Origin of the sequence: Nannocystis bainbridge (genome assembly GCF_028368995.1) — a bacterium.
Taxonomy (GTDB): domain Bacteria; phylum Myxococcota_A; class Polyangia; order Nannocystales; family Nannocystaceae; genus Nannocystis; species Nannocystis bainbridge.
Genome location: NZ_JAQNDL010000003.1, coordinates 832376 through 857025, shown reverse-complemented (window position 1 = coordinate 857025; position 24650 = coordinate 832376). Strand labels below are relative to the sequence as shown.

Genomic DNA, 24650 nt, shown 5'->3' with positions numbered 1-24650 from the left:
CAACGACACCGCTCGGCAATACGCGGACCCTTGACCGCGTTCGCCGAAGGGCAGTGGTCTGTCAGGCCACTCCGCCACGATATGTGGCGTCGCAGTCGACATCCGCCTCGCGCTCGCGGACCGCCACAGACGCTCGTCGACGACGCCGCGCCGACCGCTCTGCTCGTGTCCGTCGCTCACTGCGCGTCGCACCTCGGTGCCCGGCTCCGCCGGCCGCAGATCGTCGATGTCGCGGTCCTGCTGGTCTTGCCCGGTCCGGCGACTTACCCCGTGGGCGGAGTGGCGAACAGCAAGGGGTCGCGGCCGATCGGCCGCGACTGCAGGGCCGCGCGGAACCGCAGTCGTGGGTCAGCCGCAGGACGCATGCGCGGCGTCCTGCTGCCATCAGGTTCGCGGGCTGCGCGTCACCAGCATGTCGACCGGGAGGCTGTTGAGCAGGTTCAATGCGACGCTGCCGAGCAGCCGACCGGAGAGGTAGCCGCGGCCCTGCGTGCCCATCGCCACCAGGTCGATGTCTCGCGTCTGGAGCAGCTCGAGCAGGAGCGACTCGACCGATCCGCTCTCGCACTGCATGCCGACAGACCGGCCCGATTGGGCCAATCCCGGCGTCGCCGCGAGGAACGCCCGGCATTCCATGAGCGCGTCGTCCCGCTTGGCCTCGCGGACCGCTGCGGGGTTGCTCATCAGCCCGCGGAACGGCACGTCGAAGCTGTGGAACAGGTTGACGTGAGCCGCTGGCAGCAGGGCCAGCGCGACCTCCAACGCGCGCCGCGACCCCTCGGAGAGATCGCTGGCGACCATCACCTCGCGGTACAGCGCGCGCGGCCGTCGCTTGACCACCAGCAGCGGCACAGCCGACTTGTGGAGGAGGCGCTCGACGGTCGTGCCGAGGATGATGCGGCCGAGCGTCTCGTCGCGGGCGACGCCGGTGATGATGAGCTCGCAGCCCAGGCGCTCGGCGGTGGAGAGCACCAGGGCGGACGGCTCCGCGTCCTCGACCACGATCTGCACATCGAGCTGATTCGCGTCACGCAGGTCCTGCTGCACCCGCTGCCAGGCGGCTCGCCGCGGGTCGGCCTTGCGGCGCCAGGACGGGAGGTCCTCGCCTTCGATCGAGCCCTGCAGCGCGTGGACGACCACCAATTGGGCGTTCCAATGGTTCGCCAGGATCGTCGCCCGATCGAGGGCCCGATCGCTGCGACAGCTCAGGTCCGTGGCCAACAAGATCTTCTTCGGCACCATGAGGGGATGGTCCTGCACGACCGTGAGCTCGTCAAGCGGCGCAGCGATTCCATCCCGAGAATTCCGGACACCGGAAACTTGGCCCCACCGCGTCTCTCTCCGCTGAAAGGAATCGTCATGGCGATAATGCGTAGACCGCGGCCGTTCATCGGCCAAGAGCGATCATCGCTCGGGCGGGCTCACGACGAGTCGAGCCGCCGGCCTTCGGACTCGCGGGCGCTCGCCTCAGTCGGGGGGCGCCCACAGGGCGACGAGGCCGCGTCGCGCCAGGTCGATGGCCATCGCCAGCACGCGGGCCGCTTCTTGCGGAGCGTGGAAGCCGGTCGAGTTTTCGGCCTCCGCGAAGTCGAGCAGAAATTGCGCCTTGCGCTGGTACTCGCGCGCCGCGGCGAGGCGCTGCTCGTCGGGCGACGGTGTCGCCTGCGCCGCCGCGATCGCCTCGATCAGCTGCACGACCGCGTCCATCGCCAGATTGCGCAGCTCGAGGTGACGGCCCTGAATCGTCTCGACGCGCTCGCGCAGCTGCTCCTCGGTCGCCTTGTGGCAGGTCTGACAGGCGGCGTTGATGTCGAGCATCGGGCTGCGGACGTGATGGCTGCTGACCTTCGCGGCGCCGACGCGCTGGTACGGCATGTGACAGTCGGCACAGGCGACGCCAGCGCGGGCGTGGGTGCCCTGAAGCCACATCTCGAATTCGGGGTGCTGGGCCTTCAGGGCGGCGGCGCCGGTGGTGGCGTGCGTCCAGTCCTTGTGGCCGATCTCGTCGTAGTAGGCGAGGATCTCGTCCGCGCGCGCGCCCTGGCGCCACGGATAAGTCAGTGTCTTGTCGGGCCCGGCGAAGTAATACTCGACGTGGCACTGCGCGCACACGTAGCTGCGCATCTCCTGGCGGGTCGCCTGCGCGTGGACGTCGTAGTCCTCGACGCCCTGCGTGGCCTTCAGTGCCGCGATACCGGTAGCGAAGGCAGGCCGGGTGATCCGCAGGCGCATCGTCGCCGGGTCGTGGCAATCGATGCACGCGACGGGGTGAGAGACACGCTCGCGCGCCTGGGCGTAGGGCATCCGGTTGAGCGCGTCGAAGCCGGCGCGCACATCGCCGCCGCCGAGCTCGAGGTAGGTGGCGACGACCGACGCGTGACAGTTCAGGCACGCGCCCGGCTGCTCGACCGCGTGGCGGCCGGTGAAGGTCTGATCATCGAGCATGTAGGCGTGACCGCGCTCCTCGCGAAAATCCAGAGCGAACGCGTAGCCGCGCCACAGCGTCACCAGGCGCGGGTCCTCGGCCAGCTTCGACTGCGTGACGACGGAGCGCGGGTCGGCGTCGGACGGGGTGCGGAGGACCGCCTCGCTGCCGCCGTGACGCGTGCGCACCTGATCGACGGTGCGGGCATAGGAATCGTAATGGTGGGGAAAATTCTGCGCCCACACGGCCGGGTCGGTGCTCGATTCGTCGAGCTCGACCACGCGGAAGAACGGGTGCTTGGCCTCCTGTTTGTGCTCGAAGACGCGGATCAGCAGGGCGACCGCGAGGGCCGCGGCGACCGCGGCGACCAGGGCGCCGATGCCGAGCGCTATGAGCAGCCGGCGTCGCGGCCGCTGCGCGGAGGGTTTTTCGGGGTTCGTTTCGGCGTTCATGGGCTGCTGTGCTTACTGCACGTCGTGGCCGACGCGGGGGTGGCAACGAACACACGAGAGCCTCTCCGCGTCGCCGCCGGGGTGATCGATCGCCGCCACGATCTCGCCGTGGCACGCCCGGCACGCGTCCTCGGTGACCCGGCGGTTCATCGGGGTGACGTGGAACGGCTCGGCGAATTCGCCGCTGACGAACGCGACCGAGTGATTCCAGCCGTTGATCGCCTTGACGGCGTACTTCCCGACCAGCCCGCGCGGGGCGTGGCAATCGTTACAGACCGCGACGGCGTGGTGACTCGAGCGCGACCAGGCGTCGAGGTGCGCGCGCATGACGTGGCAGTTGGCACACGCGCCCGGGTCATCGGTCAGGTAGGACGCGCCTTCGGCGTACACGAATACGTAGCTGCCAATGCCGACAGCCGAGCCGGTGGCAGCACCGAACACAGCCGCGACCGCGAACAGCAGCGTCGCGCCCCACGTGCGCCTCCTCGTGCTCTGTTCGTCCGCGGGGGTCACCCGCGCAAGGGTGCTGGTTCCCCGGCAGGGATGCAAGCCCGCGGCGGGCACTTGGTGACCGGCAGCGAGTCGCGCACTCGGCGGTCGCGCTGGGCCCGGGATGGCAAACGATCGCTGGCGTCATCGGTGACGTCGGGGAAGCTTTGTTCCGGAGAATGCGCGGCTCGAACGAGATATCGCGTCGGCGATACGGAGTCGTGATTCTTGCTGCTGCGGATCAGGGTGGTGGTGCTCGGCTGGACTTCACGATCGACATCGTGACCGTGACCGCCGCGACGGTGCGGGCATCCCAGACACCTGCCCGGAGTCGGATGGTTCGTGGATTCCGAACGATTGCGTGACCTGGCTGGACGGTGCATGACGTCGGCGGCGGCGACGTCGAGGCTGGCTTCGATGCGTTCGACCGGATGCCGTGCGCCGAGAGCCCGCGAGCGCGTCGAGTACCTGGTCGCGTGACGGCGGCGACGGCTGTGGAGGTGACGTGCGCCCGCTCGCGGGCGTCTCGATCTGCAGGGCGTGTTCGAAGCCTGCGCTGCGAATGCGGCCGCAAGACTCGAGCCCTTGCTCGCGTGTCCCAGGGGGATCCACCGATGCTCCGCGAGGCCGATCGATCTCCGACATTGGTAACAGGCGTCCGCCTGGCAAACTCGAATACCCTCAACTCTGAAAGGTTGGACTGTGAGCATCGTCCAGGTCTCGTGAGATTCTGACAGCGACGAAGGATCTCGAGCGCTTCGTCACGCTTTCAGGCGCGACAGACATCCGCGAAGCGTTTGTAACGGCAACGCCATGCCCTCTCCCGCGCACCGCAGCCGGCGGCGGGAGCCACCGTCGACGTGGCGGGGCGGCCATGTTCAAGCGCCGGAGCCGAGCGGGGGGCGTCGAGCGAAATACTGCGGAATGGCGTCGCTCTCGGCGATCGTGGCAGCGCGGACCTGTTTGGCGGTGGTGAGTACCCGAAGCCGCAGGGTCTGCTATCCTTTGTGTGATTGGATGGGTGCCCGCCATCGAGCTTTTCTCTCTACCCGAAGGAGCATGACCATGCTGCAACGTATCCTCGTCGCCACCGACTTCTCCAGCGCCGCTCACAACGCCGTCGCTCGCGCCGCACGCCTCGCGGCGGAGGCCGGCGCCACGCTGGAGGTCGTACACGTCGCCCGCCCGCGCCGCCGCTCGCTGCTGGCGTGGCTGCGCCGCGAACCCGAGGTCGCGGCGGGGACCGAGGTCGCGCGTGAGCGGCTCGAGGACGTGGTGGCGAGCGCACGCAGGCACGGCGCCGACGTGCGTGGTCACGTCGTGACGGGCACCCCCGTGACGGCGCTGGCCGCGACGGCGCGCCGGTTGAAGGCCAATCTCGTGGTGGTCGGGGCGCGCGGCGTCCTCCGCTTCCGCGACCAGATGCTCGGCACGACGGCAGAGCGGCTGATCGAGCAGGAGCTCGCGGGGGACGTGCTGGTCGTCCGCAAGCCAGCGCGCGCGCCCTACCGGACGCTCCTCGCCTGCGTCGACCTGGGCCCCGCCGCCGCCCAGGCGTTGCGGTCCGCGCTGCGGCTCGCGCCGCAGGCCACGGCGCGGGTGCTGCACGCTTACGAGCCGCCGTTCGCCAGCTTGCTCCGCAACGCCGGGCTGCGCGTGCAGGCCCGAGAACACAGGGCCTTCGCGCGAAGTCGGGCCCTCGAGGCGCTCGAAGAGTTCCTGCGCGACGCCGAGGTCGACGCCGACCGCTTGAAGGTGGCCCTGAGGATCGGCGAGCCCCGGCAAACGATCGAGCGCGCCGCCCCCCAGCTCGATCCGGATCTGACCGCCGTCGGGCACCATACCTCTCCCCTGGCCCAGCCCTTCCTCGGGAGTGTCGCCCGCCACGTGCTGCGATTGAGTGTCGGTGACGTCCTGGTCTCGCGCCACGCATGAGCGTCGCGCGGGTCATTCACCAGCACGACGCAATGCGATTCGAGCTCGGCGAAGTGCGCTTTCGTCGACGACTCCGAGGCCGCCGAAGCCGCGCCACGGGCGCATGATTTTCGCGGGGGCGCGAAAATCATCTGACCGATGAGTCTGCCCGCGCGGGTGTCCATTCGCCGGCGCGCTCGCCCTCCTTAAAAAAAGGCTCTTCAGGGTTTGTGGTGGATACCGCTGATTCAGCGCGTGATCCCGGCAGGATAGAGGTCGAGGCCGCCGAGGTGGAAGTAGATCGCATCTCGGAAGCGCTCGCGGTTACGGAAGCCGCGGGCGACGTACTTGAGCTTCTGGATGACCGAGTTGAGGCCCTCGGCAGAGGCGTTGGTGATCCGTTCGGTGGCTGCATGGATGATGCCGCCGAGGTGATTCTTGACCATGCGCGCGGCGGCCTTCATCGGCTCCAGGCGAGAGCGGATGGCCCAATCGTACCACATGGCCCATTGATCCCGCATGTTGCTCGGCGAGGTGTGCTCCCAGACCTCCATCGCCGCCTCCTTGAGCGCCCACGCGCGGGCCGTCCGCAGCGAGCTCGTCCGCAGCGCCTCGAAGTCGTCCCAGACCTCCTTGCTCATCCGTTCGGGGTTGCGCAGCCAGAGGTACTTGGTGCCCTTGAGCCGGTCGTCGCCGAGGCCGTGGAGAGCGCGGTGTTCCTCGCGTCGCACGTGGTCGACGGCTTGACCGAGGCGCGCGGCGACGTGGTACTTGTCGAAGGCGATCTTCGCGTCGCCATCGGGGATGGCCTCGCGGACAGCTTGAATGTAGGGCTCGTGCATGTCCATGACGACCACCGAGACCGCAGCCCTCTCTGGGCGCGAAAAGCCGCTCAGGAAGCCCTTGAGGGCCCCTTTGCCGCGTCCGTCGGCGACGTGGATGACCCGCTTGCTGGCGGACTTCGGGTCATGCACGATCGTGACGTACTCGTGGCGCCGCTGGAAGGAGGTCTCGTCGACGGCGAGCATCGACGGCAGCGCGACCTCGCGGCGCTCGAGTCCACGTTGTACTGCACGCTCCTGGACGCCGGCGACCTGATCCCACGAGAGGCCGAGGCGCTCCGCGACCACTGCGATCGACGCCTCGCGGAGCCAGTCGATCACCAGCGCCTCGAACAGCGCGGTGAGCCGGGCGCTACCGTCCGCCCAAGAGACGCGCATCGTCAGCGTACCGTGCTTCGGGCACGACGTCCGCGGTACGCCGGCTTCGATGATCGTCCGATACTGACACGTATCGAGGTGCCGCCATCGACGAGTCCGTGTATCGTGACGGGGAACAGCCTGGTCACACTCCGGGCACCTCGTCGGCACATCGGAGTCGTGCTCGACCTCGATGACGATCTGCCCCTGCCCGAGCTGCAGCTTCACCGCAGCAACACGCCAGGGAGCCTCGATACCGAGAATGCGGGCATAGAGTTCGGTCTCTGCCATTCGCGCACGGTATCACGGCGCGATTTCGCGCGCAACCCACGCCACCCTCAACCCTGAAGAGCCTAAAAAAAACGACCCGCCTGCGGCTCGCCGTGTCGATCCGGCGGGCCCTCGTTCGACGAGCAGGTGGGGCCGGGGCGCCGCGCCCACCGAGGGCACAAACAATGCTGAATTTCATGAAGAATGGGACCGTGCGACCTGATTTCACCCGCCTGGCGAAGAGGGGTGGGTTCGTTTTGGCCCTCGCCGTTGCCGGCTGCGGCGCGGACGCCGGGCCGGACGCGCGCTGGGTCGCCGGCTGGGCGACGAGCATGATGGAGCCGGGCACGGAGATCGTCGAGCTGAAGTCGCGCAGCTTCAGCGACGAGACGCTGCGTCAGACGGTCACCGTCACCGCCTCGGGCGATCGGGTCCGGCTCCGGCTATCCAATCGCTTCGGGAGCCGGCCGCTCGAGCTCGCCGAGGTCCGGGTGGCGAAGGAGCTCGAGGCGCTCGTCACGGCGCCCGGGAGCGATCGGCCGGTCCAATTCGGCGGCGGGCAGGGCGTGACGATCGCGGCGGCCGCCGAGGTGACGAGCGACGACGTGGACCTCGAGGTCCGCCCGGGCGACCGCCTGATCGTCAGCGTGTACGTCTCGCAGCCGACTGAACTCGCGACGTGGCACCCGTTCTCGTCGAGGACGCACGCGGTCGCAAGCGGCAACCAGGCGGCGAGCGAGCGCCTGAGCGATTCGGGCCCGCTGTCGTCGACCTTCTGGCTCGCTGGCGTCGAGGTCGAGTCGGCGGAGACCGACAGGGTGGTCGTCACTTTCGGCGACTCGATCACGGATGGGACCTCCTCGACCGTCGACGCGCCCAGAAGCTATCCGGATCGCCTCTTCGCGCGCTTGCAGGAGGACGAGCAGACCCGATCGGTCGCGGTCGTCAACCACGGGCTCGGCGGAAACCGGCTGCTGCGGGACTCGCTCGGACCGAGCGGGCTGTCGCGCTTCGAGCGTGAAGTCCTCGGCACGCCGGGAGTGAGTCATGCCATCATCCTGATCGGGATCAACGACATCGGCATGCCGGGGTTCGTCGGGCCCTCCGAGAGCGTGACGGCGGACGAGCTGATCGACGGACTCGAGTCGCTGGCCGATGAGGCGAGAGCGAAGGGGGTCACGGCCTTGGTCGGCACGATCATGCCGTTCGAGGCCGCATTTCCGCCGTACTATTCACTCGAGGGGGAGGAGATTCGGCAGACCGTCAATACGTGGATCCGCGACAACGACGCGTTCGATGGGATGATCGATTTCGAGGCGGCCGTGCGCGACCCAAAACACCCCACCCGGATCCTCGCCGCGTTCGATAGCGGCGATCACCTGCATCCCAACGACGCCGGCTACCAGGCGATGGCCGACGCCGTGCCCCTGTCGCTCTTCGAGTAGATCGCGGCCGGCGAGGCGCGCTTGCGTGGGCGCGCGGACAAGGTATGGCCACGAGCGGCGGGAATTCGTATTCATCGATTTGCGAGGAGCTCGCTCCATCGGTCCGATTCGGCGATCTCCCGCAGCATTCGGTTGCGCTCGACCAGGAAGCCGCGCATGTAGCGAGTGAGGACCAGGGCGTCGGCGAGTCGACCGAGCGGGCCGAGCGGCGACGTGAAGTCGAAGCGGTCGCGCATGATCGTGCGATCGGCGTCAGCCTCGAACAGGTGGTCGTGGTCGAAGCGAGCGAACGCGCCGCGCGTCATCGAGTCGCGGAAGCGACGCGGGCGCTCGAACACGGTGATCCTGCTGGTCAGCAGTTGCCACACGCCGAAGTGACGGGCGCGCCAGGTGACCTCGTCGCCCGGGCCGAGGAGGCCGCGCACGACGCCCGCGACCGCGCGCTCGCCGGTCTCGCCCGCGCCGGCGAGGTGGACTTCGACGCTGCGGGCGAGGTCGAAGCAGCGCTCGATCGGGGCGTGGATCGGCGTGACGAGCTCGATGACCGGCATGGAATATGGTCTATACTACCGCGCTGATCCGCGGTTCACCGGCGAATTGCCCGTCGAGATTTGCGACCGGCAGCGCGTCCATGGCGTCGCAGGTCTCGAGCGCCGGCGACCGATGTTCCTCCGCACCACGCGGCCGACGCCCTGAGCGACGGCTCGGCCGCGCTCTTCCGGCCACGGGTCGCGGCGTGCGCCGGAGCGAGAGGCCTCGCTCCGAGTCACCAGGATGAGCTCGCCCTGCGGCGCGACGGCCACACCCGACCGACGGCTTCGCTCGCCGGCGCGTGGCGTAGTACGCTGGGCGACATGCTCAGCCTCGCGCTCGTCAACCTCCTCGTGGTCGCGGACGTGCCGCCGGCCGACGCGGCCGTTCACCGCGGGACCGGCTGGTACTCGGCGAGCATCCCCGTGCCGGAGCCGCCGATCGCCCTTGCGCTGGTGATCGTCGGTGCGGCGGGGATGCGCGTGCGAGAGCGCCGGCGCAGCGCCGCGGCGTCATCGACGAGCCCGACCGCTCGGCCCTGATCGCAGTGGTGCGCCGGCCACAGGCGTCACGGCTCGAAGCCGGCGCGGTGTACCCTCGCACCTGGTTTGGGCGTAAGACATGCGCAGTGCGCCGCGCCCAGACCACCGCCCTGTCGCTCGTCTTGTCCTGCGGTGGTTCGGGTGGCCAAACCGCCGATCCGCCGCCGGGTCCTGCTTCGACATTCGCACCGTCGACGCCGGCCCCGCCGAGCGCAGCGCCGGTGGTGGCGGCGCCGGTGGTGGCGGCGCCGGTGGTGGCGGCGCCGGTGGTCGCGCTGCCCTCGACCTGCACCGCGCCGTTCATCGTGCCGCCGCCCTACCACGATAATTTCATCGACGACGCCGCGGCCACGCCGGGCCACGACCTCGGCGTGTGGCCGAGTCAGCCGATGCGCGGGCCGTTCGCGACCCGCGAAGAGCTCCAGCCGGATTGCACCGACCGCGCGAACATGACAGCGGAGCCGTTCGCGGAGATCGTCCATTGCATGACGGGCGACGGGAGGCGGCCGCCCGGGCCGGACAACCTGCCCGAGCACGTCTTGCTGGTGCGCACCGCCCAGGGCTGGTGGGCGCACACGCTGGCCCGCACGCGCTGGCCGCACCGCCGCGAGGACGAGGCGCAGCTGGCCCACGTCACGCAGGTGGTCGCGGCGGACCGACTCGGCGACGGCGGCGCGGAGGTCACCGCGATCGCCCAGGTCGGACCGCCCGGCGGCGACAAGATCCACACCGCATTTCTGTGCGGCCTCGGACCGTCCGGGGTACCCGCGTGCGCCGACATTCGCGTCGCCGCCGGCGGGCCGTTTCATGGTCTCGGGGCCATGCTGTACCAGCTCACGATCGGCTGCGACGCGACCCTGACGATCGTGGGCTGGGAGGGCGGTTCGCCGGTCAAGCTGATCCACGGCCGCGCGACGCTCGCGTTCCAATGATTCCGCCAGCGACCGGTTCGCAGCGCGGCCTCTCTACGCGCTTCGATCCGCCTGATATACAATGGCGAGAGATCGCCGCTTCCCGCCGCGCGTACGAGCCGACGATGCCTGACACCCTTGCTGTTCGAACGACCATCGCCCTCGCCCTCGCGCTGACGCTCGTCGGATGTGCACGCGCCGCGCCCGAGCGGCCGGCCCCGGTCGTCCTCGATCCCGCCGACATCGCCGCCGACGTCCTGCGCGACCGCCTCACCGCCCTCGACAGCTTTGGTTGCGCCCGCGACGGCGAGCCCCTCGTGCGGCAGCACCTCGCCAGCGGCCGCCTGCGCGCGTGGTGGATCGGCTGCGTCGCGGCGGCCGGGCGCCTGGACGAGGCCGCGACGCTGGCCGCGGCCATGCTGTCCGAAAAGCCAGGTGACCCGTGGGCCGAGCTGGCGGCCGTGCTCGCGGGCCTCGGCGGCGGCAACATCGAGCCGACGCTGTTCGCCCGCTCCGAGGCGCTGCTCCACAGCCTCCCCGAGCACGCCGACGCCGTCGTCGCGCGCGCCTGGCTGCTCAAACACATGCGACGCCCCGCGCAGCTCCTCGCGCTCGCCGCCGCCGAACCAGGCGTGCCGGCCTCGGCGCGGGTGTTCGCCCTCTCCGACGCGGCGCGCAGCGACCCCACGCGCCTGCCCGAGGCGCTGTCGCTCGCCGGCGGCGTCGCGCCAGACGACCCCGAGTTCATCGCCGTCGCCGAGGCGGCCGCGTCGATGCTGGCGCAGCACGGGCGGCCGGTCGAGGCGCTCGCGTGGGCCGAGGCCGGGCTCCGGCGCGCCCCCGACGCGCCGGCGCTGCTGGGGCTGCGCTGGCACCTGGCGCAGCTCCAGCCGGGCGCCGGCGGCGGTGTCGAAGCTGTGCTCGCGGACATCGACGGGGCCGTCGCCGGGCACCCCGACCGGCCCGACATCCTGCTCGCCGCCGTCGAGGGCGCGCGTGGTCTCGGGCGGGCCGGCCACGCGGCGCCGCTCGAGCAGCGGCTCCTCGCCGAGCACCCCGACAGCCCCGAGGCCGAGTCGGTGCTGCACCGCCGCCTCGACCTCCGCGCCGCCGGTAGCACGCCCGCCGACGCCGAGGCCGCGCTGCTGCGCGACACCATGCTCGCGGCCTTCCTCGCGCGCCCGCATCACCACGACCCGAGCAAGCTCGCCGACGTCGCTCGCTGGCGCTTCGAGGCCCGCCTCGCCGACCCCGCGGCCACCCCCGAGGCGATCCTCGCAGCCGTCGAGGACATGGTCGCCCACGACCCCGAGGAGCCGCACCCGAAGCTCAACGGCGCCCGCGCGCTGTTCGCTCGCACGCCCTATCACGAGCGCGCCGGCGAGCTCGCGCGCGCCGGCGTCGAGGCCACCGAGGCCTACGCCCGCGCCTGGCGCGAGGCCGGATCGGAGCACATCGACCTGATCCGCCGATCCCTCGTATCGGACGGCAACACGACCCTTGGCGGCCTGGCCCTGAAGGCAGGTCGCCTCGACGACGCCCAGACCGCCTTCCGCCGCGCCGAGATCCACGGCCTCGGACCGTTCGCCGAGCTCCAGCTCGGGCTCGCCGAGGTCGCGCGCCGCCGCGGCGACTTCGACGCCGCCGAGCTCCACCTCGTCGCCGGCCTCGGTCTGGCGGGTGAGGGCGGCGAGCGCTGCCGCGACGCCCTCGCCGACCTCCACCGCGCGCGCACCGGCAGCGCCCGCGGCCTGTCGCAGTACTTCGAGGAAGTCGAGGCGCGCTCGGCCGAGCGCCGCAAGCGGAAGATCCTCGCCGAGTACGACGAGTCCGCCGCGACCCCGCCCGACTTCTCGCTGCGCAGCATCGACGGCCGCGAGATCACCCTCGCGTCGCTGCGCGGCAAGCTCGTCGTGCTGCATTTCTGGTTCAAGACCTGCGGCGGCTGCTTGGTGGAATTGCCCGAGTTCTCGGCGTTCGCCGCCGCTCACGCCGACGATCCCGACGTCGCCGTGGTCAGCCTCCACTACGGCGGCAGCCTCGGCGACGTCGCTCAGTGGGTGCGCGAGCGCCAGCTCCCGTTCCCCGTGCTGATGGACGACGGCTACGCCGACCGCGCCGGGGTCCAGGCCTATCCCACCACCTGGTTCCTCGACCGCGAGGGCCGGCGGCGCTTCGGCGGCCTGGGCATCAGCCGCTACCTCCGCCAGGAGTTCGAGTGGCGCATCGACGCCCTCCGCGCCTCATCGCCGGTACACGCCGGCTGAGCCGGTCCTCGTGCTGCAGGTCGCGGGTGAGCAGCGGGGCTTCCGCCAATCGCGTGGGTGTTGACTTCGATGTTCGGCATACGCGTGCATCATGGGCTACTGGCGTCCTCGTAGGGGCCGTGAGCACGAAGCTGCCGCGGGTGCGCGAGAGGTCGAGGGCAGTAGGGTGTCGTAGCTGCCGGACTTGACCCGCTTGCGCTCGTCGCAGACCCGGGTGACAAACGCGTCCTCGAGCTGCTGGCTCCAATGGAAGGGGTCCGCGAGGTCGAGCTTCGGGTTTTTCGCCTGCAGCTCGGCGATGAAGCGATTCGACCAGGTCGCGACGTGGCCGGGCATCCAGTTGTGGAGGCGCACCAGCACCGCGAGGCCGCGCTCGGAGGTGATGAAGCGGCGGACGGCGCCGCCGCCCGAGCCGTCGGCGCGCTTGCCGACGTGCTTGACGATCGCGCGCGCCAAAAAGGCGCGGCGCCAGAACTCGATCTGGCCGAGCTGGATCGCCGGATCGTTGCCGGCCAGCATGAACGCGCCGAGCAGCCGCGGCTCGCTGCGCGCGTGCTTCCAGCCGTCGTTGCCGCGCAGGGTCCGGCCGTCGCGGGTCGAGATCACCACGTGCCAGCCGACCTTGGTCTGGCCGTTCCTCCACGGGTACTCGCCGCGGGCGACGTCGAGCCCGTTGGCGACGAACCACCGCGAGAAGCTGGCGCGGGTGCGCGGGCTCTCCTTGAGCTCGGCCAGCAGCGCCGCCAGCGTGCCCGCCTGGCCCGCGAATTGGGCCATGCCCCACGACACGAGCTGGTCGTCCCAGGTGTTGATCGCCCCGAACGCGCCGCCCGACTCCTTCAGGGCGTTGGCTTGCAAGATCTTGAGCTCGCTGCGCGAATAGCCGATCTCGAGGATCTGCGCGTCCGCCAGCAGGCCCTTGCGCGCGCCCGAATGACGGCTGACGTTGTGGGGCTTGTAATTGCGGTAGTTCGAGGTCCAGTAGGAGAACCGCACCTCGTCGTCGCCGCTGCGGATCGCGTACTCGGTGACGCCGTCGACCTGGCGCTCGCTCACCTGCAGCGCGCCGGCGGTCGGCGTCGCCGCGGTCGCGGGAGGCGAAGGAGGTTGTGCGGCCGCGGCGGTCGGGGCGGTGCTGCGAGTCAGCCGCTCGAGCGCGGCGATGGTGCGTGGTCCGACCAGGCCGTCGACCGTCAGCGGGCCGCCGCCGAGGGCCGGCGAGCGGCGCTGGAACAGCTGCACGGCCCGGAAGGTGCGCGGACCGACTAGGCCGTCGACGGTGAGGGTGGGGGCGACCAGGGCCTTGAGCGCGCTCTGCAGCCAGCGCTCGCGGGTGCTGCGGTCGGCGAGCGTCGGCGCGGCGCCGTCGAAGCTGAGCGGGCCGTCGTCCTCCTCGAATTCGGCCAGGAGCTTGCCATGCCCACGATCTTGATCGCCGATCCCTCTGACCCTAATTTTATCATCGCCGACACCACCCCGACCGGCGCCGACCCCGACGCCATGCTCAGCTTCGACGCGTGACTGGCTCGTCGGGTGAGCGCATCGACTTCGGCGCAGGCGTGAGTGAGCCGGAGTTGTAGATGTCCCAAGAGACACGTAGAGAGGGTGTCGCTGCGACCGCCTGTCGCATGTCGTCGACGCAGGCGAGGATGAGCCGGAGAATGATATGTCCCAAGGGACATGTAGTTTTGGCGCCGCTGCGACCGCCTGTCGCACGTCCGCCAGCGGCGCGAGGCCGAGGCGCCGTGTGACGCCGCTGCGGAGGCGTTCTCGGCGGGCGAGCTCGACGGTCGCAGGACGCAGTGCGAGGCCGCCGCCGGCGATGCATCCCTGTGCGAGGGCCCCTGGCAGAAGCTCCGCACGAATGACCGACTCGTCGCGCGCCACAGAAGTGCCGCGACATCACGTCGCAGAGACAGCGCGCTCGATCCTCCGTAGGGTCGGTGCCGCTGCCCAGGCACATCGAACCATGAAACTGCCCCGCCTCGTCGTCCTTCTCCCGCTGCTCGTCCCCGCCTGCGATTCGCACGAACCGGGCCTCACCGACGAGCCCGTCGAGATCGTGTTCGAGGGGCGCGTCGGCGGTGCGCCGTTCGCCTGCGGCGAGACCTACGACGGGCTCGGCAAGGACGGCGCGAGCGCGACGCCGCAGGACTTCCGCTTCTACGTGCACGATGTCCGGCTCGTCACCGCCGACGGCGACGAGCACCCGGTCACGATCGAGGACGACGGCGTGCACCAGGGTGGCGGCGTCGCTTTGATCGACTTCGAGGACGGCTCGGGCGCGTGCGCCAACGGTACGCCGGAGCTGCACACCACCCTCAAGGGCGTCGTCGCAGCGCAGCCGCGGCACGGCGGCGCGCACGGCGGCGGGCACGAATTCGTCGGGCTGCGCTTCAAGATCGGCGTGCCGCAGGAGCAGAACCACACCGATCTCACGCAGGCCCCGGCGCCGCTCAACGACACCACCATGTCGTGGAGCTGGAACTACGGGCACATCTTCTTCACGGCGTGGGGCGTCGTCGAGGCCGACGCGCCGTCCACGGTCGGCCTGCACGTCGGAAGCATCGGCTGCGAGGGCGACGCGATGGCCGGCGAGATCGTGGCCTGCGCCAACTCGAACCGGCCCGAGATCGTGCTCGACGGCTTCGACGCCGCGACTGGCAAGGTCGCCGTCGACTGGGGCGCGGTGTTCAGCGGCCTCACGCTGGCGACCCCGGCGGCCGAGTGCGAGGACAAGGACGGCAAGACGACCTGCGCCTGTCACTCCTTCGGGCCCGAGGCGCTGTGCTCGTCGATGTTCCGCCCGCTGGGCCTCGACTGGACCAGCGGCGACAGCACCGCCGACCAGGCGATCTTCCGCGTGCAGTGATGCGTGCCGCGCTCGCGCTGACGGCCTGCCTGGCGCTCGTCGCCTGTGACGACGACGAGCCGGACCGCGGCTACATGTGGCCGCTCGGCGTCGGCCTGCCTGTGCCGCTCGTGCCCGAGGACAACCCGATGAGCGCGGAGAAGGTGGAGCTCGGGCGCCATCTCTTCTACGACGCGCGCCTGTCCGGCAACGAGAGCCAGTCGTGCGCCAGCTGTCACCGCCAGGAGCTCGCGTTCAGCGACGGCGAGGTGCTCTCGCTCGGCTCGACCGGCGAGCTTACGGCTCGCAACTCGATGAGCCTCGTCAACATCGCGTACTCGACCACCTACACCTGGGCCAATCCGCTGCTGCTCGACCTCGAGATGCAGATGATGACGCCGCTGTTCGGCTTCGACCCGGTCGAGCTCGGGCTGCGCGGCATGGAGGACGTGCTGATCGAGCGGCTGCGCGGCGAGCCGCGCTACGCGGCGCTGTTCGCCGAGGCGTACCCGGACGACGACGACCCTTTCACGTTGACGAACGTGACGCGCGCGCTGGCCAGCTTCGAGCGCAGCTTGCTGTCGGGCGACTCGCCGTTCGATCGTTACCTCGGCGGCGACAGGGGTGCCATCTCCGAGTCGGCGCGGCGCGGCGTGGCGCTCTTCAACTCGGAGAGGCTCGAGTGCTTCCATTGTCACGCCGGCTTCAACTTTCAGGACAGCATCGCCTACGAGGGCAGGCCGCCGCGCAACGGCATCTTTCATAATACCGGCCTCTACAACCTCGACGGCGAGGGCAGGTACCCCGCCGGCAACACGGGGCTTCACGAGTTCACCGGCGTGGCGGCCGACATGGGCCGCTTCCGCGTGCCGACGCTGCGCAACATCGCCGTGACGGCGCCCTACATGCACGACGGCAGCGTGGCGACGCTGTCCGAGGTGCTCGACCATTACGCCGCCGGCGGACGTACCATCACGGGCGGTCCAAACGCCGGGGTCGGCAGCGCCAACCCGTTCAAGAGCAGCTTCATCCGCGGCTTCGAGCTGACGGACGACGAGCGCGCCGACGTGCTGGCCTTCCTCGACAGCCTCACCGACGACGCGTTCTTGAACGACCCGCGGCTCGCCGATCCGTGGCTGTGAAGAATGCGTCCGACGGCCAGGGCACAAACCTGCGAAGGATGGGCCCACCACGGGCCGCCTGACGTCGGACGCGCCGGGCAGGATCTCGCGCGTCGGCAGCAGCGTCGAGCAGTCGTTCGCGCCGCGACGCGGTGTCGCACGACTCGTCGGCGGTGCGACGCGATGCCGCGCCGGTCCGCTTCCGGCTTCGCTCTGCTAGCGTCGTGAAGATGGACTCCTCCGCCGAGGCTCGTCAGGCGCTCCTGCTGCTCGCGCTCTTCGTGGGCGCCGGGGTCGCCATCTTCATGCTGTTCGTGCGACCGCAGGGATGAACCTGTCCTCGGGGACATGTGGCTGTTCGATGCTCCGGCGCGGTGCGACCTCGGCTCGTCACGCTGACTGCGCGACGGACGTCGTCGCGGCGATCGATCCCGCGATCCTTCCGCGTGGCTCTCCGCAGGTAGAGATTCTCGGCGTCCTCGTGTGCAGGGTGATCACCACAGATTGTGATTGACGGGCGAAGTCGACCCCTATATCTTGGGGTTGGCGCTGGTGCCGTCCTCCTCCGAGGATGGTTTCACAGGGAACCCGGTTCGAGTCCGGGGCTGCCCCGCAACGGTACGCGAGAATCCGCCTGGTTCGCCCGGAGGAGCGCTCGTGAGCCCGAATACCTGCCACCGCCCGGAGCCGGGAGAAATCCGTCTCTGTTCGACCTGGTCGCCTCGCGGGAGGCAAGGTGCAAGTCACACGCGCGAGCGTGTTCGCCTGCTCTGATTCCGTCTGCGTCGTGTCCGGTCGCCCGTGGGGGCGAAGGGTCGGCGCAAGGCGTTCGCAGGTCGAACCCTCTGCTCCGGCACCCGCCCCGCGGCTTCACGCGAGGAACGGCGATGCAGGGCGAGACCAACAGCGAGACGACGACGAACACGAGCCTGCAGCGCGCGCGCGCCGGGCTCGCGGTCGCGTCGCCGGCCGTACGCGCGCCGCGGGTGCCGGCGCGCCATCACGACATCACGCGAGCTCAGGACGACGACGACGACGATCGAGACGAATCATGATGACGCTGAATCAGCCCCGAAACACCCTCCTGCTGTCCTTCTGCCTGGCTCTGGCGGCCTGTGACGACGCCGGCGACGCGCCGGAGGTGCCCGAGATCGAGGGCGAGTACACCGACCAGTACGGCGGCAAGCACACCATCGACGCGGACGCCTGGACGATGGGCACCGATGTCTTTCACGTGCTCAGCTTCGACAACGAGCGCGATCGTTTGGTCGCCCAGAACGACGCGGACAACGCCTTCAACCCCGATCTGTTCTCGCGCTTCGATTGGCACGTCGACGGGGACGATGTCTATTATTGCCAGTCGGCCTTCGACGCCGCCGACGAGGCCGCAGCGGAGGCGGCGACCGCCGCCGATCCGACCGACCTCATGACGGGATGCAGCGGCTTCCCGTGGACCTCGCTGACCCCGTGACGGCCCGAGCCATGTCGCGCGCCACGACCCTCAGCCTGGCCGCCGCGCTGCTCTGCGCGTGCGGCGACCCCAGCGGCAACGAGACCGACGGAGACAGCACGTCCACCGGCGGCGAACCCACGACCGGCGGGACCACGGAGCCCGTCGAGCTCGACATGTCCCCGGTCGAGTTCGTGTGTGAAGCCGGCGACGCGCCGAGCGATGCGTTCATCGACTGCGTCGAATCGTTCGCGCCGTTCGGCGCGACGTTCGGGCACGACCTGCTGCCCGAGGTCGTCCTCGGGCCTCCTGTCGGGCGCGGCGTGGAGAACGGGAGCGTGGACGTGGTGTCGCTCGGCTGCGACGGGACGATCACGGTCTTCTTCGACGATCCGGGGCTGGTCGACGGGCCGGGCCCGGACTTCATCGTGTTCGAGAACCCGTTCGTCGCCGGATCGATCACCTTCGTCGAGCCGGCGCAGGTGCTGGTCAGCGAGGACGGGGTGACCTGGAAGGTGTTCCCCTGCGATCTCTCCGCGGAGCTGCCGCGCGGCTGCGCCGGGGTGACGCCGGTGCTCAGCAGCCCGGACAACGGCATCGATCCGACCGACCCCGGGGCCGCGGGTGGTGACGCCTTCGATCTCGCGGACGTCGGACTGTCGTCCGCGCGCTACGTCCGCCTGGTCGACGTCGGCGTCGCGTTCTACGGCGACAGCACCTGGTGCGGCGGCGTCGGCGGCGGCTTCGATCTCGACGCGATCGCGGCGCTGCACTCGGGCTGAGCAGGACGCCGACCGAGCGAGGAGATCGGGCCCGGGCCACGGCTGCGGCGAGCCGCGAGCGGGCCCGGGGGGTGGTACATTCGCCGCCGAGCGAGCTCCCTGTCCGCGATGACCCGGCCGATCCCTCCTTTCACCGATCCCGCCGACGTCGAGGCGGCCGTGCGCCGCGACGGTTACGCGCTCGTGTCTGCCCGGGGCCTGGCGTCCTGGTTGCCTCAGGGGCTCGGCGACCTGCAGGCGCTGCAGCCGTCGTGGGACGATCTGCCGCCCGACACGTACTTGCGCGACGGCGGTCGTTATCGCCGGCGCCGGCACTCGTGCTTCGTCGTCGAGGGGCTGCAGGTCGAGCTCACGCCGCACCGGGCGCACTGGCAGCCGCTCGAGTACAACGCGCTGCACGGCGGCCTGGAGCGGTGGTTCGAGCCGATGCTGCCGGAGGTGACGGCGCAGCCGGTGTGGGCGGCGCTGCTGCGGCGGCTGGGTGCGACGTGCAGCGCGCTGGCGCCAGCTGTGCCGCGCTGGTTCGTCGAGGCGCATCAGTTCCGCATCGACACTTCGGACGGGATCGGCCGCCCGACCCCCGAGGGGGCGCACCGCGACGGGGTCGATTTCGTGGTGGTGGTGCTGGTGGCGCGCCGGGCGATCAAGGGCGGCGAGACGCGCGTGTTCCAGGCCGAGGGCCCGCACGGCCTGCGCTTCATGATGCGCGAGCCGTGGACGCTGCTGCTGCTGGACGACGCGCGGGTGATCCACGAGGCGACGCCGATCCAGCCGCTGGACGAGGCGGGCGGGCACCGCGACACCCTGGTGCTGACGTTCCGCGCCGGGGGCTTTCAGGGGCCAGGGTGAGGCGGGCCGGCGCTCCGCGGTGAAACTCGAGGAGCCGTGTGGACATGTCCACGAGGACATGTCCTTTGCGGCATGCTCTCAGTGACATGTCCCTGGCGACATGTCCTTCGAGATGTTTGTCGGCGGCCGGGATCAGAGCTGCAGCTTGGGCTCGAACCGGGTCTTCCTGGAGCTCTGCGGCGGCCGCGGATCAGAGCTGCAGCTTGCGGCCGAACACCAGCTTGGGCTTGAACCAAATTTCTTGGAGCCTTGCCGGCGGCCGCGGATCAGAGCTGCAGCTTGCGGCCGAACACCAGCTTGGGCTCGAACCGGGTCTTCTTCACGGCGTCGGCGAGGCAGTCGCCGAGGTGGCCGCCGCTCGAGGGGATCGATCTCGTGACCGTGCCGTCGGCGCCGATGGCATAGTCGATGGTGACGGCCGGGCCGCCGACAGCCTTGTGCTTGCGCCGGCAGGCGAGGGCCTTGCGCTCGATCTGCTTGAGCGGGTCGAGCGGGGCGCTGGCCTTGGCCTTCGGGACGGACGCGGCGGGCTCGAGCTTCGGCGACGGGTCGGACGCGGCCGGCTCGACCGACGGGTCGGGCGCGGGCTCGGCGACGGGCGCGGCGGGGATGACTGCTGCGGGCTCGACGACCGCTCGCTCGACGGGCGCGGGCGGGTCAGGGACGAGGTTCGCAGCGGCGGTCGGGGGCGGCGCTGCGGGAGGCGCAGGCGGGCCGCGCAGCAGGCTGACGGCGACGATGACCAGGACGACGAGGCCGCCGCCGAGGGCGGCGCGCAGCGGCCAGCGACTGGCGGCAGGTCCGGTCGCCGCGGGAGCGCCCGCGATGAAGATGCGCGTCGGGTCGGTCGCGTCGTCGGGATCGCCGGCGCGCGAGGCGGCATCGGCGAGCGAGAGCGCGGCCGAGGTCGAAGGCGCAGCGCCGCTCGAGATCGAGGCGGAGGGCGCTGCGGCGGAGAGCGAGGGCGCGAGCGAGGCCGGGGCCGAGAAAGGCGCAGCGCCGCTAGCGATCGAGGCCTCGGGCGCCGCGGCGGCCGAGGAGGCGGCGGAGAGCGAGACCGGAGCCGCGCTCGCCGAGGCGGCCGGGGCCGCAGCCGCAGCGCCCGACATCGAGGCGGCGGCGGAGAATGAGGGCGAGACCGCGGCCGACTTCGAGGACGCGGCCGCGAGTGATTCGGGGGTCGAGAGCGGGGAAGCGAGCGGGGCCGAGAGCGAGGAGGCGGCGGCGTGGGCGACCGGGGCCGAGAGCGAGGAGGCGGCGGCATTCGCGATCGGGGCCGAGAGCGAGGTCGCGGCGCGGATCGAGGTTCCGGCCGAGCTCCGCGTGGCCCGAGAGACAGGGAGCAGCTCCGGCGCCTCGTCGCGCAGCAGGTCCGTCAGCGCGGCCTCGATGTCGGGCATCGATTGGAAGCGGTCGGCGGGCTGCTTGGCGAGCGCGCGCAGGATGATGGCCTCGAGCGCGGGCGAGATGCCGGCGTCGGGGGCGAGCTCCGTGGGTCGCGGCGGCGGCTGCTGGCAGTGGGCCATGGCGATGTGGACCATCTCGCCGGTGAACGGGAAGCGGCCGGTGACGAGCCGGAACAGCAGGACCCCGAACGAGTAGATGTCGGTCCGGCGATCGAGCGCGGCGTTCTGGATCTGCTCGGGCGACATGTACGTCGGCGTGCCGAGCAGCACGCCGGTGCGGGTCAGCTCGGAGCCCTCCTCGGGCCGGGCGATGCCGAAATCGAGCAGCTTGACGACTTCCTCGCCGTCGCGCTTGCGGGCGAGGAAGATGTTGGGGGTCTTGAGGTCGCGGTGAATGAGGCCGCCGTCGTGCACGCAGCCGACGGCGCGGGCGAGCTGGAGCGCCCACAGGCAGGCCTCGTGGATGTCGTAGGGCCGGGTGTCCCTGGCCTTGAGCCGCGTGTAGAGATCTTCGCCCTGCAGCAGCTCCATGGCGAAGAAGACCAGGCCCGAGGGGTCTTCGCCGAACGAGTAGATGTCGACGATGTTGGGGTGCTCGAGCCGGGCGATCATCTGCGCCTCCCGCAGGAAGCGCTCGACGTGGGCCCGCTCCTCGGCAAAATGCGGGTGCAGGACCTTGAGGGCGCAGCGCCGGCGCAGATGGACGTCCTCGGCGATGTAGACGCTGCCCATGCCGCCGCGCCCGAGCACGCTGAGGAGCTCGTAGCGGCCCTCGAGGACGGTGCCGAGCAGACGGTCGGGGGAGGCGGCGGTCATCGCGAGGGCCTGGCTCGGGTCATTGCTCGAAGCAGTGAAGTTTATCTAGAATTATTAGTTCATTTCTACGATTTAGCGGAGAGCGATATTGCGCCTCCACTAGCTCTCCAGCGCCTTAAGCGCACGCGAGGTAGCGCCGCGGCGGTCGATGTACCGGCTCGCGGTCCCGAGGTCCTTGTGCCGGAGGTGGGTGGCGACGGCCGCTACGCCGCCACCACCATCGGCGATCCGGGTGCCGCAGGTCTTGCGGAGGACACGGGTGCCGCGCCAGGGCAGACCGGGCCAGGAGGGCCTCCTGTTCGTGATCATCGTACGCGATTGGAAGTCGATGGACCCCGACGCGGGATGTCGAACTCCACCGGCGCGCACTCGATCTTTCTTTCCGCGATTGCGCCGTTGAGTACCCGGCGCAGAGTCTTCAGGACCTCGCAGCTGGTGTTATGCGACTTCTTCGCCAGCGATTTCTTGAGCTTGGTGATATCCTGCGGCGTGATCTCGTCGAGCCGCCGCCGGCCGAGTGCCGGGAGTAGGTAGAGGGGCAGGTGGACGTCGTAGTTCATGCGCGTGTTGATTCCGAGGCGGTCGGTCTCGCACAGTTCGAGGAACTCGCGTGCGAACGCATGGAACGTCGGCGCTGGCAACTTCTGGGGCTCTGCGCCGGACTTTAGATCCGGCGCCTGCCCAAGCGCGAGGAGCTGCGCGAAGAGCTCCTGCTCGAGCGTGCGCGCCCAGCGCTTCGTTGCCTCGGGCGACCTGCTGCTCGCGTCGACACGCTCGAAGGCGGGGCCCAGCAGGGCGAGGTCATGTATCCCGAGTTCGTACGCCGCACACGCGCGGCCGGCTCATGTCGCTACATATGCCGGAGGCCCAGGCGGACGTGCCAGCGCCGCAGGGACTCGGCGTCCAGGAACAGCAGATAGAAGCACAGCATCTGCGCGCTGAAATAGAACAGCAAATGCATGGTCACGGCGATCATGACGTGCATGGCGACGCCGATGGCCAGGCCGAAGGGCCGCAGCCGGCGGACGCCGATCAGCAGCGGCGCGAGCAGCTCGAAGCCGAGGGCGGCGTGCTGCAGCAGGGTCATCGCCCAGGTCGGCGTCAGGCGCACGAACAGGGCCGCCGCATCGGTCATGTAGACGTTCTGCAGCTGGGCCCACAACACGTCATGGCTGATGAGCCAGTCGCCGCGCAGGGACTTGCATATGCCCGAGCTGGCATAATGCACGAGGAGGGTCAGCTGCAGCACGCGCACCAGCCAGGCGGGCATCGTACCGTCACTCGACGGTGCCGGTGCGAGGGCCAGGACCAACAGCGACAGGATGAACAGATGATTGAGGGTGAAGGCCGAGACCGGGTCGACGAACGTGACGTAGACGACCAGCAACAGCGCGACGATCGTGGCCGGGCGGCGCAGCCAGCCGACGAGGGCGAAAACGATGCTGGCGAGGAGGCCGAGGCCGAACACCTGCAGCAGGGCAGGAGGCAGCAGAGGCAGCTTCGGGGTGTTGACGCGGTCGGCGACGCGCGAGGGGTGAAAGCCAGCCTCGGTCAACCATTCGGCGGCGTACATCCAGCGGGCGAGCATATAGATCGCCAGCATGAACAGGATCGCCTGGCGGAACGCGGCCAGGCGGACGGCCGGCACTGGGCCGTACCAGTAGCGGTTCCAGCCGTCAGTGATGCGCATCTGCGAGCTCCGGCGGCGGCGCGTGTAGCGACATGATTTGGGTGCGCTCCTCGGGGAACTCCGACAGCGGGGGCGGGCGAGCGTCGCCGGTCGGCGGCTCGTCGACGCTGGGGATCGTCCAGGCGTGGACGAAGCGCAGCTCGCTCGGCAGCTCGCGGTCCGGGTGCAGCTCGGCGTGGCGACGATACAGCCAGGCGGCCAACTCCTCGCGCCCGCGCGACTTCTTGCCCCGCCATCGCACGAGATATCGGTGCATACGGGTGCGGTAGCCGAAGGGCTCCATCTCGAAGTAGCCGGCGAGGTCGAGGGTCTCCCACTCGGACTGACCGAAATAGCGCACCTGGACGTAGTAGGTGTTGCGCTGATTCGGCCTGTCGGTGAACAGGCAGCTGATGCTGTGCCAGCGGTGGAAAATCGCCGGCTCGCCAGGGAGCCGGGCCGGCGAGACGAACCCATGCCACACCAGTGGCACGAGCCAAAACGCGATGAAGCCGGCGACGCAGAGCCGGTCGCGGAGCCGCGGCAAAGTGTAGGTCATGAGAGTCCCTATTTGCCAAGTTTATTGCGCACTGTCGAGGAGCGAGACGAGGCCCGTCCGGCACGGGCAACATTTGTCCCCATGGCGACGAGAATGTGCGGGGCACGCGGTCGAGACACATCGCTCGACGCTATCGATTCATCGCTGGGGAGAGGCGCGTGGACATTCATGGACGTCGTGATGAAGCATCGGCGCGCGTCGCAAGCCGCGGTCGACCTCCCACTGAAGCACGCGCAGAGCCGCGCTGCGGCGGGGCGTGCAAAGGCGCTCGCGCCAGGCCTCGTCCGCTGCGCCCGTCGACGACAACGGCCCCGTCGTCGACGTGGCGCGCGCAGCCAACGCCTCAGGTCACAGGCTCGGGGTCGGGCTCGGGCATGGGCTCGGGCATCATGGCGGGAGGCTCGAACTCCACTTCGGCCTGCTCAGCCTCCTCGGCAATGATATCGAGTTCCTCCTCGGTGAGATCGTCCTCGCAGGCGGTCAGGGTGATGGCAAAGAGCGTGGAAATGACGAGACAACGCATGATCATTGTAACTCCCATGACGTCGCGCACCCGGCGACAGGCCGGGGACCACAACGTTGAGGCTACTATATATCAACCGTTCGCGGTCTGCCAGATTTTTCGTCACTTCAGGATCGACGTGGCTTCTTCGTCGATCCGAGTCGCCGTCTCCGGCTGGTCCTCCGGATCAAGCATGATCA

The 24650-nt window shown here is 70.0% G+C and carries 23 protein-coding genes and 1 riboswitch; of the genes, 12 read left to right on the top strand and 11 right to left on the bottom strand.

All coding sequences use genetic code 11. The features are described 5' to 3' along the window. Nucleotides 1–384 precede the first annotated feature (384 nt). The 3 genes from POL25_RS28770 to nrfH form a co-directional block, all read right to left on the bottom strand. Nucleotides 385–1260 (bottom strand): universal stress protein, encoded by an 876-nt coding sequence (locus POL25_RS28770; protein WP_272089437.1) that lies wholly within the window; start codon nt 1258–1260, stop codon nt 385–387. Nucleotides 1261–1467: 207 nt separating this feature from the next. Then, on the bottom strand, nt 1468–2877 hold the full coding sequence (locus POL25_RS28765) for an ammonia-forming cytochrome c nitrite reductase subunit c552 (protein WP_272089436.1): 1410 nt from the start codon (nt 2875–2877) through the stop codon (nt 1468–1470). Nucleotides 2878–2889: 12 nt separating this feature from the next. Beyond that, nucleotides 2890–3390 (bottom strand): cytochrome c nitrite reductase small subunit, encoded by a 501-nt coding sequence (gene nrfH, locus POL25_RS28760; RefSeq protein WP_308477905.1) that lies wholly within the window; start codon nt 3388–3390, stop codon nt 2890–2892. A gap of 1041 nt (nt 3391–4431) precedes the next feature. On the opposite strand from nrfH, the gene POL25_RS28755 reads away from it, so the two are divergent. After that, complete coding sequence (locus POL25_RS28755; protein ID WP_272089435.1) at nt 4432–5301, top strand: universal stress protein; 870 nt, start codon at nt 4432–4434, stop codon at nt 5299–5301. 227 nt (nt 5302–5528) lie between these two features. Here the strand turns inward: POL25_RS28755 and POL25_RS28750 are convergent, their stop codons facing one another. Continuing rightward, entirely contained in the window at nt 5529–6650 is a 1122-nt protein-coding gene (locus POL25_RS28750; RefSeq protein WP_272091138.1) for an ISL3 family transposase, read from the bottom strand. Nucleotides 6651–6659: 9 nt separating this feature from the next. Here POL25_RS28750 and POL25_RS44560 point away from each other — a divergent pair, with 9 nt between their 5' ends. Both POL25_RS44560 and POL25_RS28740 read left to right on the top strand, forming a co-directional pair. Beyond that, nucleotides 6660–6827 carry a hypothetical protein gene (locus POL25_RS44560; RefSeq protein WP_272087264.1) on the top strand — a complete coding sequence of 56 codons (168 nt, stop codon included), beginning with the start codon at nt 6660–6662 and terminating at the stop codon, nt 6825–6827. 119 nt (nt 6828–6946) lie between these two features. Then, on the top strand, nt 6947–8194 hold the full coding sequence (locus tag POL25_RS28740; protein ID WP_272089434.1) for an SGNH/GDSL hydrolase family protein: 1248 nt from the start codon (nt 6947–6949) through the stop codon (nt 8192–8194). Between the two features lie 71 nt (nt 8195–8265). Here POL25_RS28740 and POL25_RS28735 read toward each other — a convergent pair whose 3' ends face one another. Continuing rightward, nucleotides 8266–8745, bottom strand: coding sequence for an SRPBCC family protein (locus POL25_RS28735; protein WP_272089433.1), 480 nt, complete (start codon nt 8743–8745; stop codon nt 8266–8268). Between the two features lie 303 nt (nt 8746–9048). Between POL25_RS28735 and POL25_RS28730 the strand changes: the two genes are divergently transcribed. The 3 genes from POL25_RS28730 to POL25_RS28720 all read left to right on the top strand — a co-directional run bounded on the left by POL25_RS28730 (nt 9049) and on the right by POL25_RS28720 (nt 12445). Next, the gene (locus POL25_RS28730; RefSeq protein WP_272089432.1) at nt 9049–9267 is read left to right on the top strand and encodes a hypothetical protein; all 219 of its coding nucleotides are present in this window, start codon (nt 9049–9051) and stop codon (nt 9265–9267) included. Nucleotides 9268–9353: 86 nt separating this feature from the next. After that, nucleotides 9354–10199 (top strand): hypothetical protein, encoded by an 846-nt coding sequence (locus POL25_RS28725; protein ID WP_272089431.1) that lies wholly within the window; start codon nt 9354–9356, stop codon nt 10197–10199. A 104-nt stretch (nt 10200–10303) separates the two neighbouring features. Next, nucleotides 10304–12445 (top strand): redoxin domain-containing protein, encoded by a 2142-nt coding sequence (locus tag POL25_RS28720; protein WP_272089430.1) that lies wholly within the window; start codon nt 10304–10306, stop codon nt 12443–12445. A gap of 96 nt (nt 12446–12541) precedes the next feature. Here the strand turns inward: POL25_RS28720 and POL25_RS28715 are convergent, their stop codons facing one another. After that, the gene (locus tag POL25_RS28715) at nt 12542–13765 is read right to left on the bottom strand and encodes a peptidoglycan-binding domain-containing protein (RefSeq protein ID WP_373372132.1); all 1224 of its coding nucleotides are present in this window, start codon (nt 13763–13765) and stop codon (nt 12542–12544) included. Between the two features lie 649 nt (nt 13766–14414). Between POL25_RS28715 and POL25_RS28710 the strand changes: the two genes are divergently transcribed. The 6 genes from POL25_RS28710 (at nt 14415) to POL25_RS28685 (ending at nt 19498) form a co-directional block, all read left to right on the top strand. Next, complete coding sequence (locus POL25_RS28710; protein WP_272089428.1) at nt 14415–15317, top strand: MbnP family copper-binding protein; 903 nt, start codon at nt 14415–14417, stop codon at nt 15315–15317. Continuing rightward, nucleotides 15317–16438 carry a methanobactin export MATE transporter MbnM gene (locus POL25_RS28705; RefSeq protein WP_272089427.1) on the top strand — a complete coding sequence of 374 codons (1122 nt, stop codon included), beginning with the start codon at nt 15317–15319 and terminating at the stop codon, nt 16436–16438. Before POL25_RS28710 ends, POL25_RS28705 begins: the two co-directional genes overlap by 1 nt. Nucleotides 16439–16950: 512 nt before the next feature. Then, nucleotides 16951–17110, top strand: a riboswitch (cobalamin riboswitch). 194 nt (nt 17111–17304) lie between these two features. Then, a complete protein-coding gene (locus POL25_RS28700) occupies nt 17305–17472 on the top strand; it encodes a hypothetical protein (protein ID WP_272089426.1) in 168 nt (55 codons plus the stop codon). Beyond that, on the top strand, nt 17469–17888 hold the full coding sequence (locus POL25_RS28695) for a hypothetical protein (RefSeq protein WP_272089425.1): 420 nt from the start codon (nt 17469–17471) through the stop codon (nt 17886–17888). Before POL25_RS28700 ends, POL25_RS28695 begins: the two co-directional genes overlap by 4 nt. After that, nucleotides 17885–18649, top strand: a complete 765-nt coding sequence (locus POL25_RS28690) for a cell surface protein (protein WP_272089424.1) — start codon at nt 17885–17887, stop codon at nt 18647–18649. Before POL25_RS28695 ends, POL25_RS28690 begins: the two co-directional genes overlap by 4 nt. Nucleotides 18650–18757: 108 nt before the next feature. Continuing rightward, nucleotides 18758–19498, top strand: coding sequence for a 2OG-Fe dioxygenase family protein (locus tag POL25_RS28685; RefSeq protein ID WP_272089423.1), 741 nt, complete (start codon nt 18758–18760; stop codon nt 19496–19498). 266 nt (nt 19499–19764) lie between these two features. Here the strand turns inward: POL25_RS28685 and POL25_RS28680 are convergent, their stop codons facing one another. From POL25_RS28680 to POL25_RS28660, 5 genes are all read right to left on the bottom strand, one after another. Next, the gene (locus POL25_RS28680) at nt 19765–21720 is read right to left on the bottom strand and encodes a serine/threonine-protein kinase (RefSeq protein ID WP_272089422.1); all 1956 of its coding nucleotides are present in this window, start codon (nt 21718–21720) and stop codon (nt 19765–19767) included. Between the two features lie 305 nt (nt 21721–22025). Further along, nucleotides 22026–22361, bottom strand: coding sequence for a phage integrase central domain-containing protein (locus tag POL25_RS28675; protein ID WP_272089421.1), 336 nt, complete (start codon nt 22359–22361; stop codon nt 22026–22028). Nucleotides 22362–22570: 209 nt separating this feature from the next. Beyond that, nucleotides 22571–23410: an HTTM domain-containing protein gene (locus tag POL25_RS28670; protein WP_272089420.1), complete on the bottom strand. Its 840-nt coding sequence runs from the start codon at nt 23408–23410 to the stop codon at nt 22571–22573. Next, a complete protein-coding gene (locus POL25_RS28665; RefSeq protein ID WP_272089419.1) occupies nt 23397–23948 on the bottom strand; it encodes a hypothetical protein in 552 nt (183 codons plus the stop codon). The genes POL25_RS28670 and POL25_RS28665 overlap by 14 nt, the downstream gene beginning before the upstream one ends. 343 nt (nt 23949–24291) lie before the next feature. After that, nucleotides 24292–24471: a hypothetical protein gene (locus tag POL25_RS28660; RefSeq protein WP_272089418.1), complete on the bottom strand. Its 180-nt coding sequence runs from the start codon at nt 24469–24471 to the stop codon at nt 24292–24294. Nucleotides 24472–24650 lie beyond the last annotated feature (179 nt).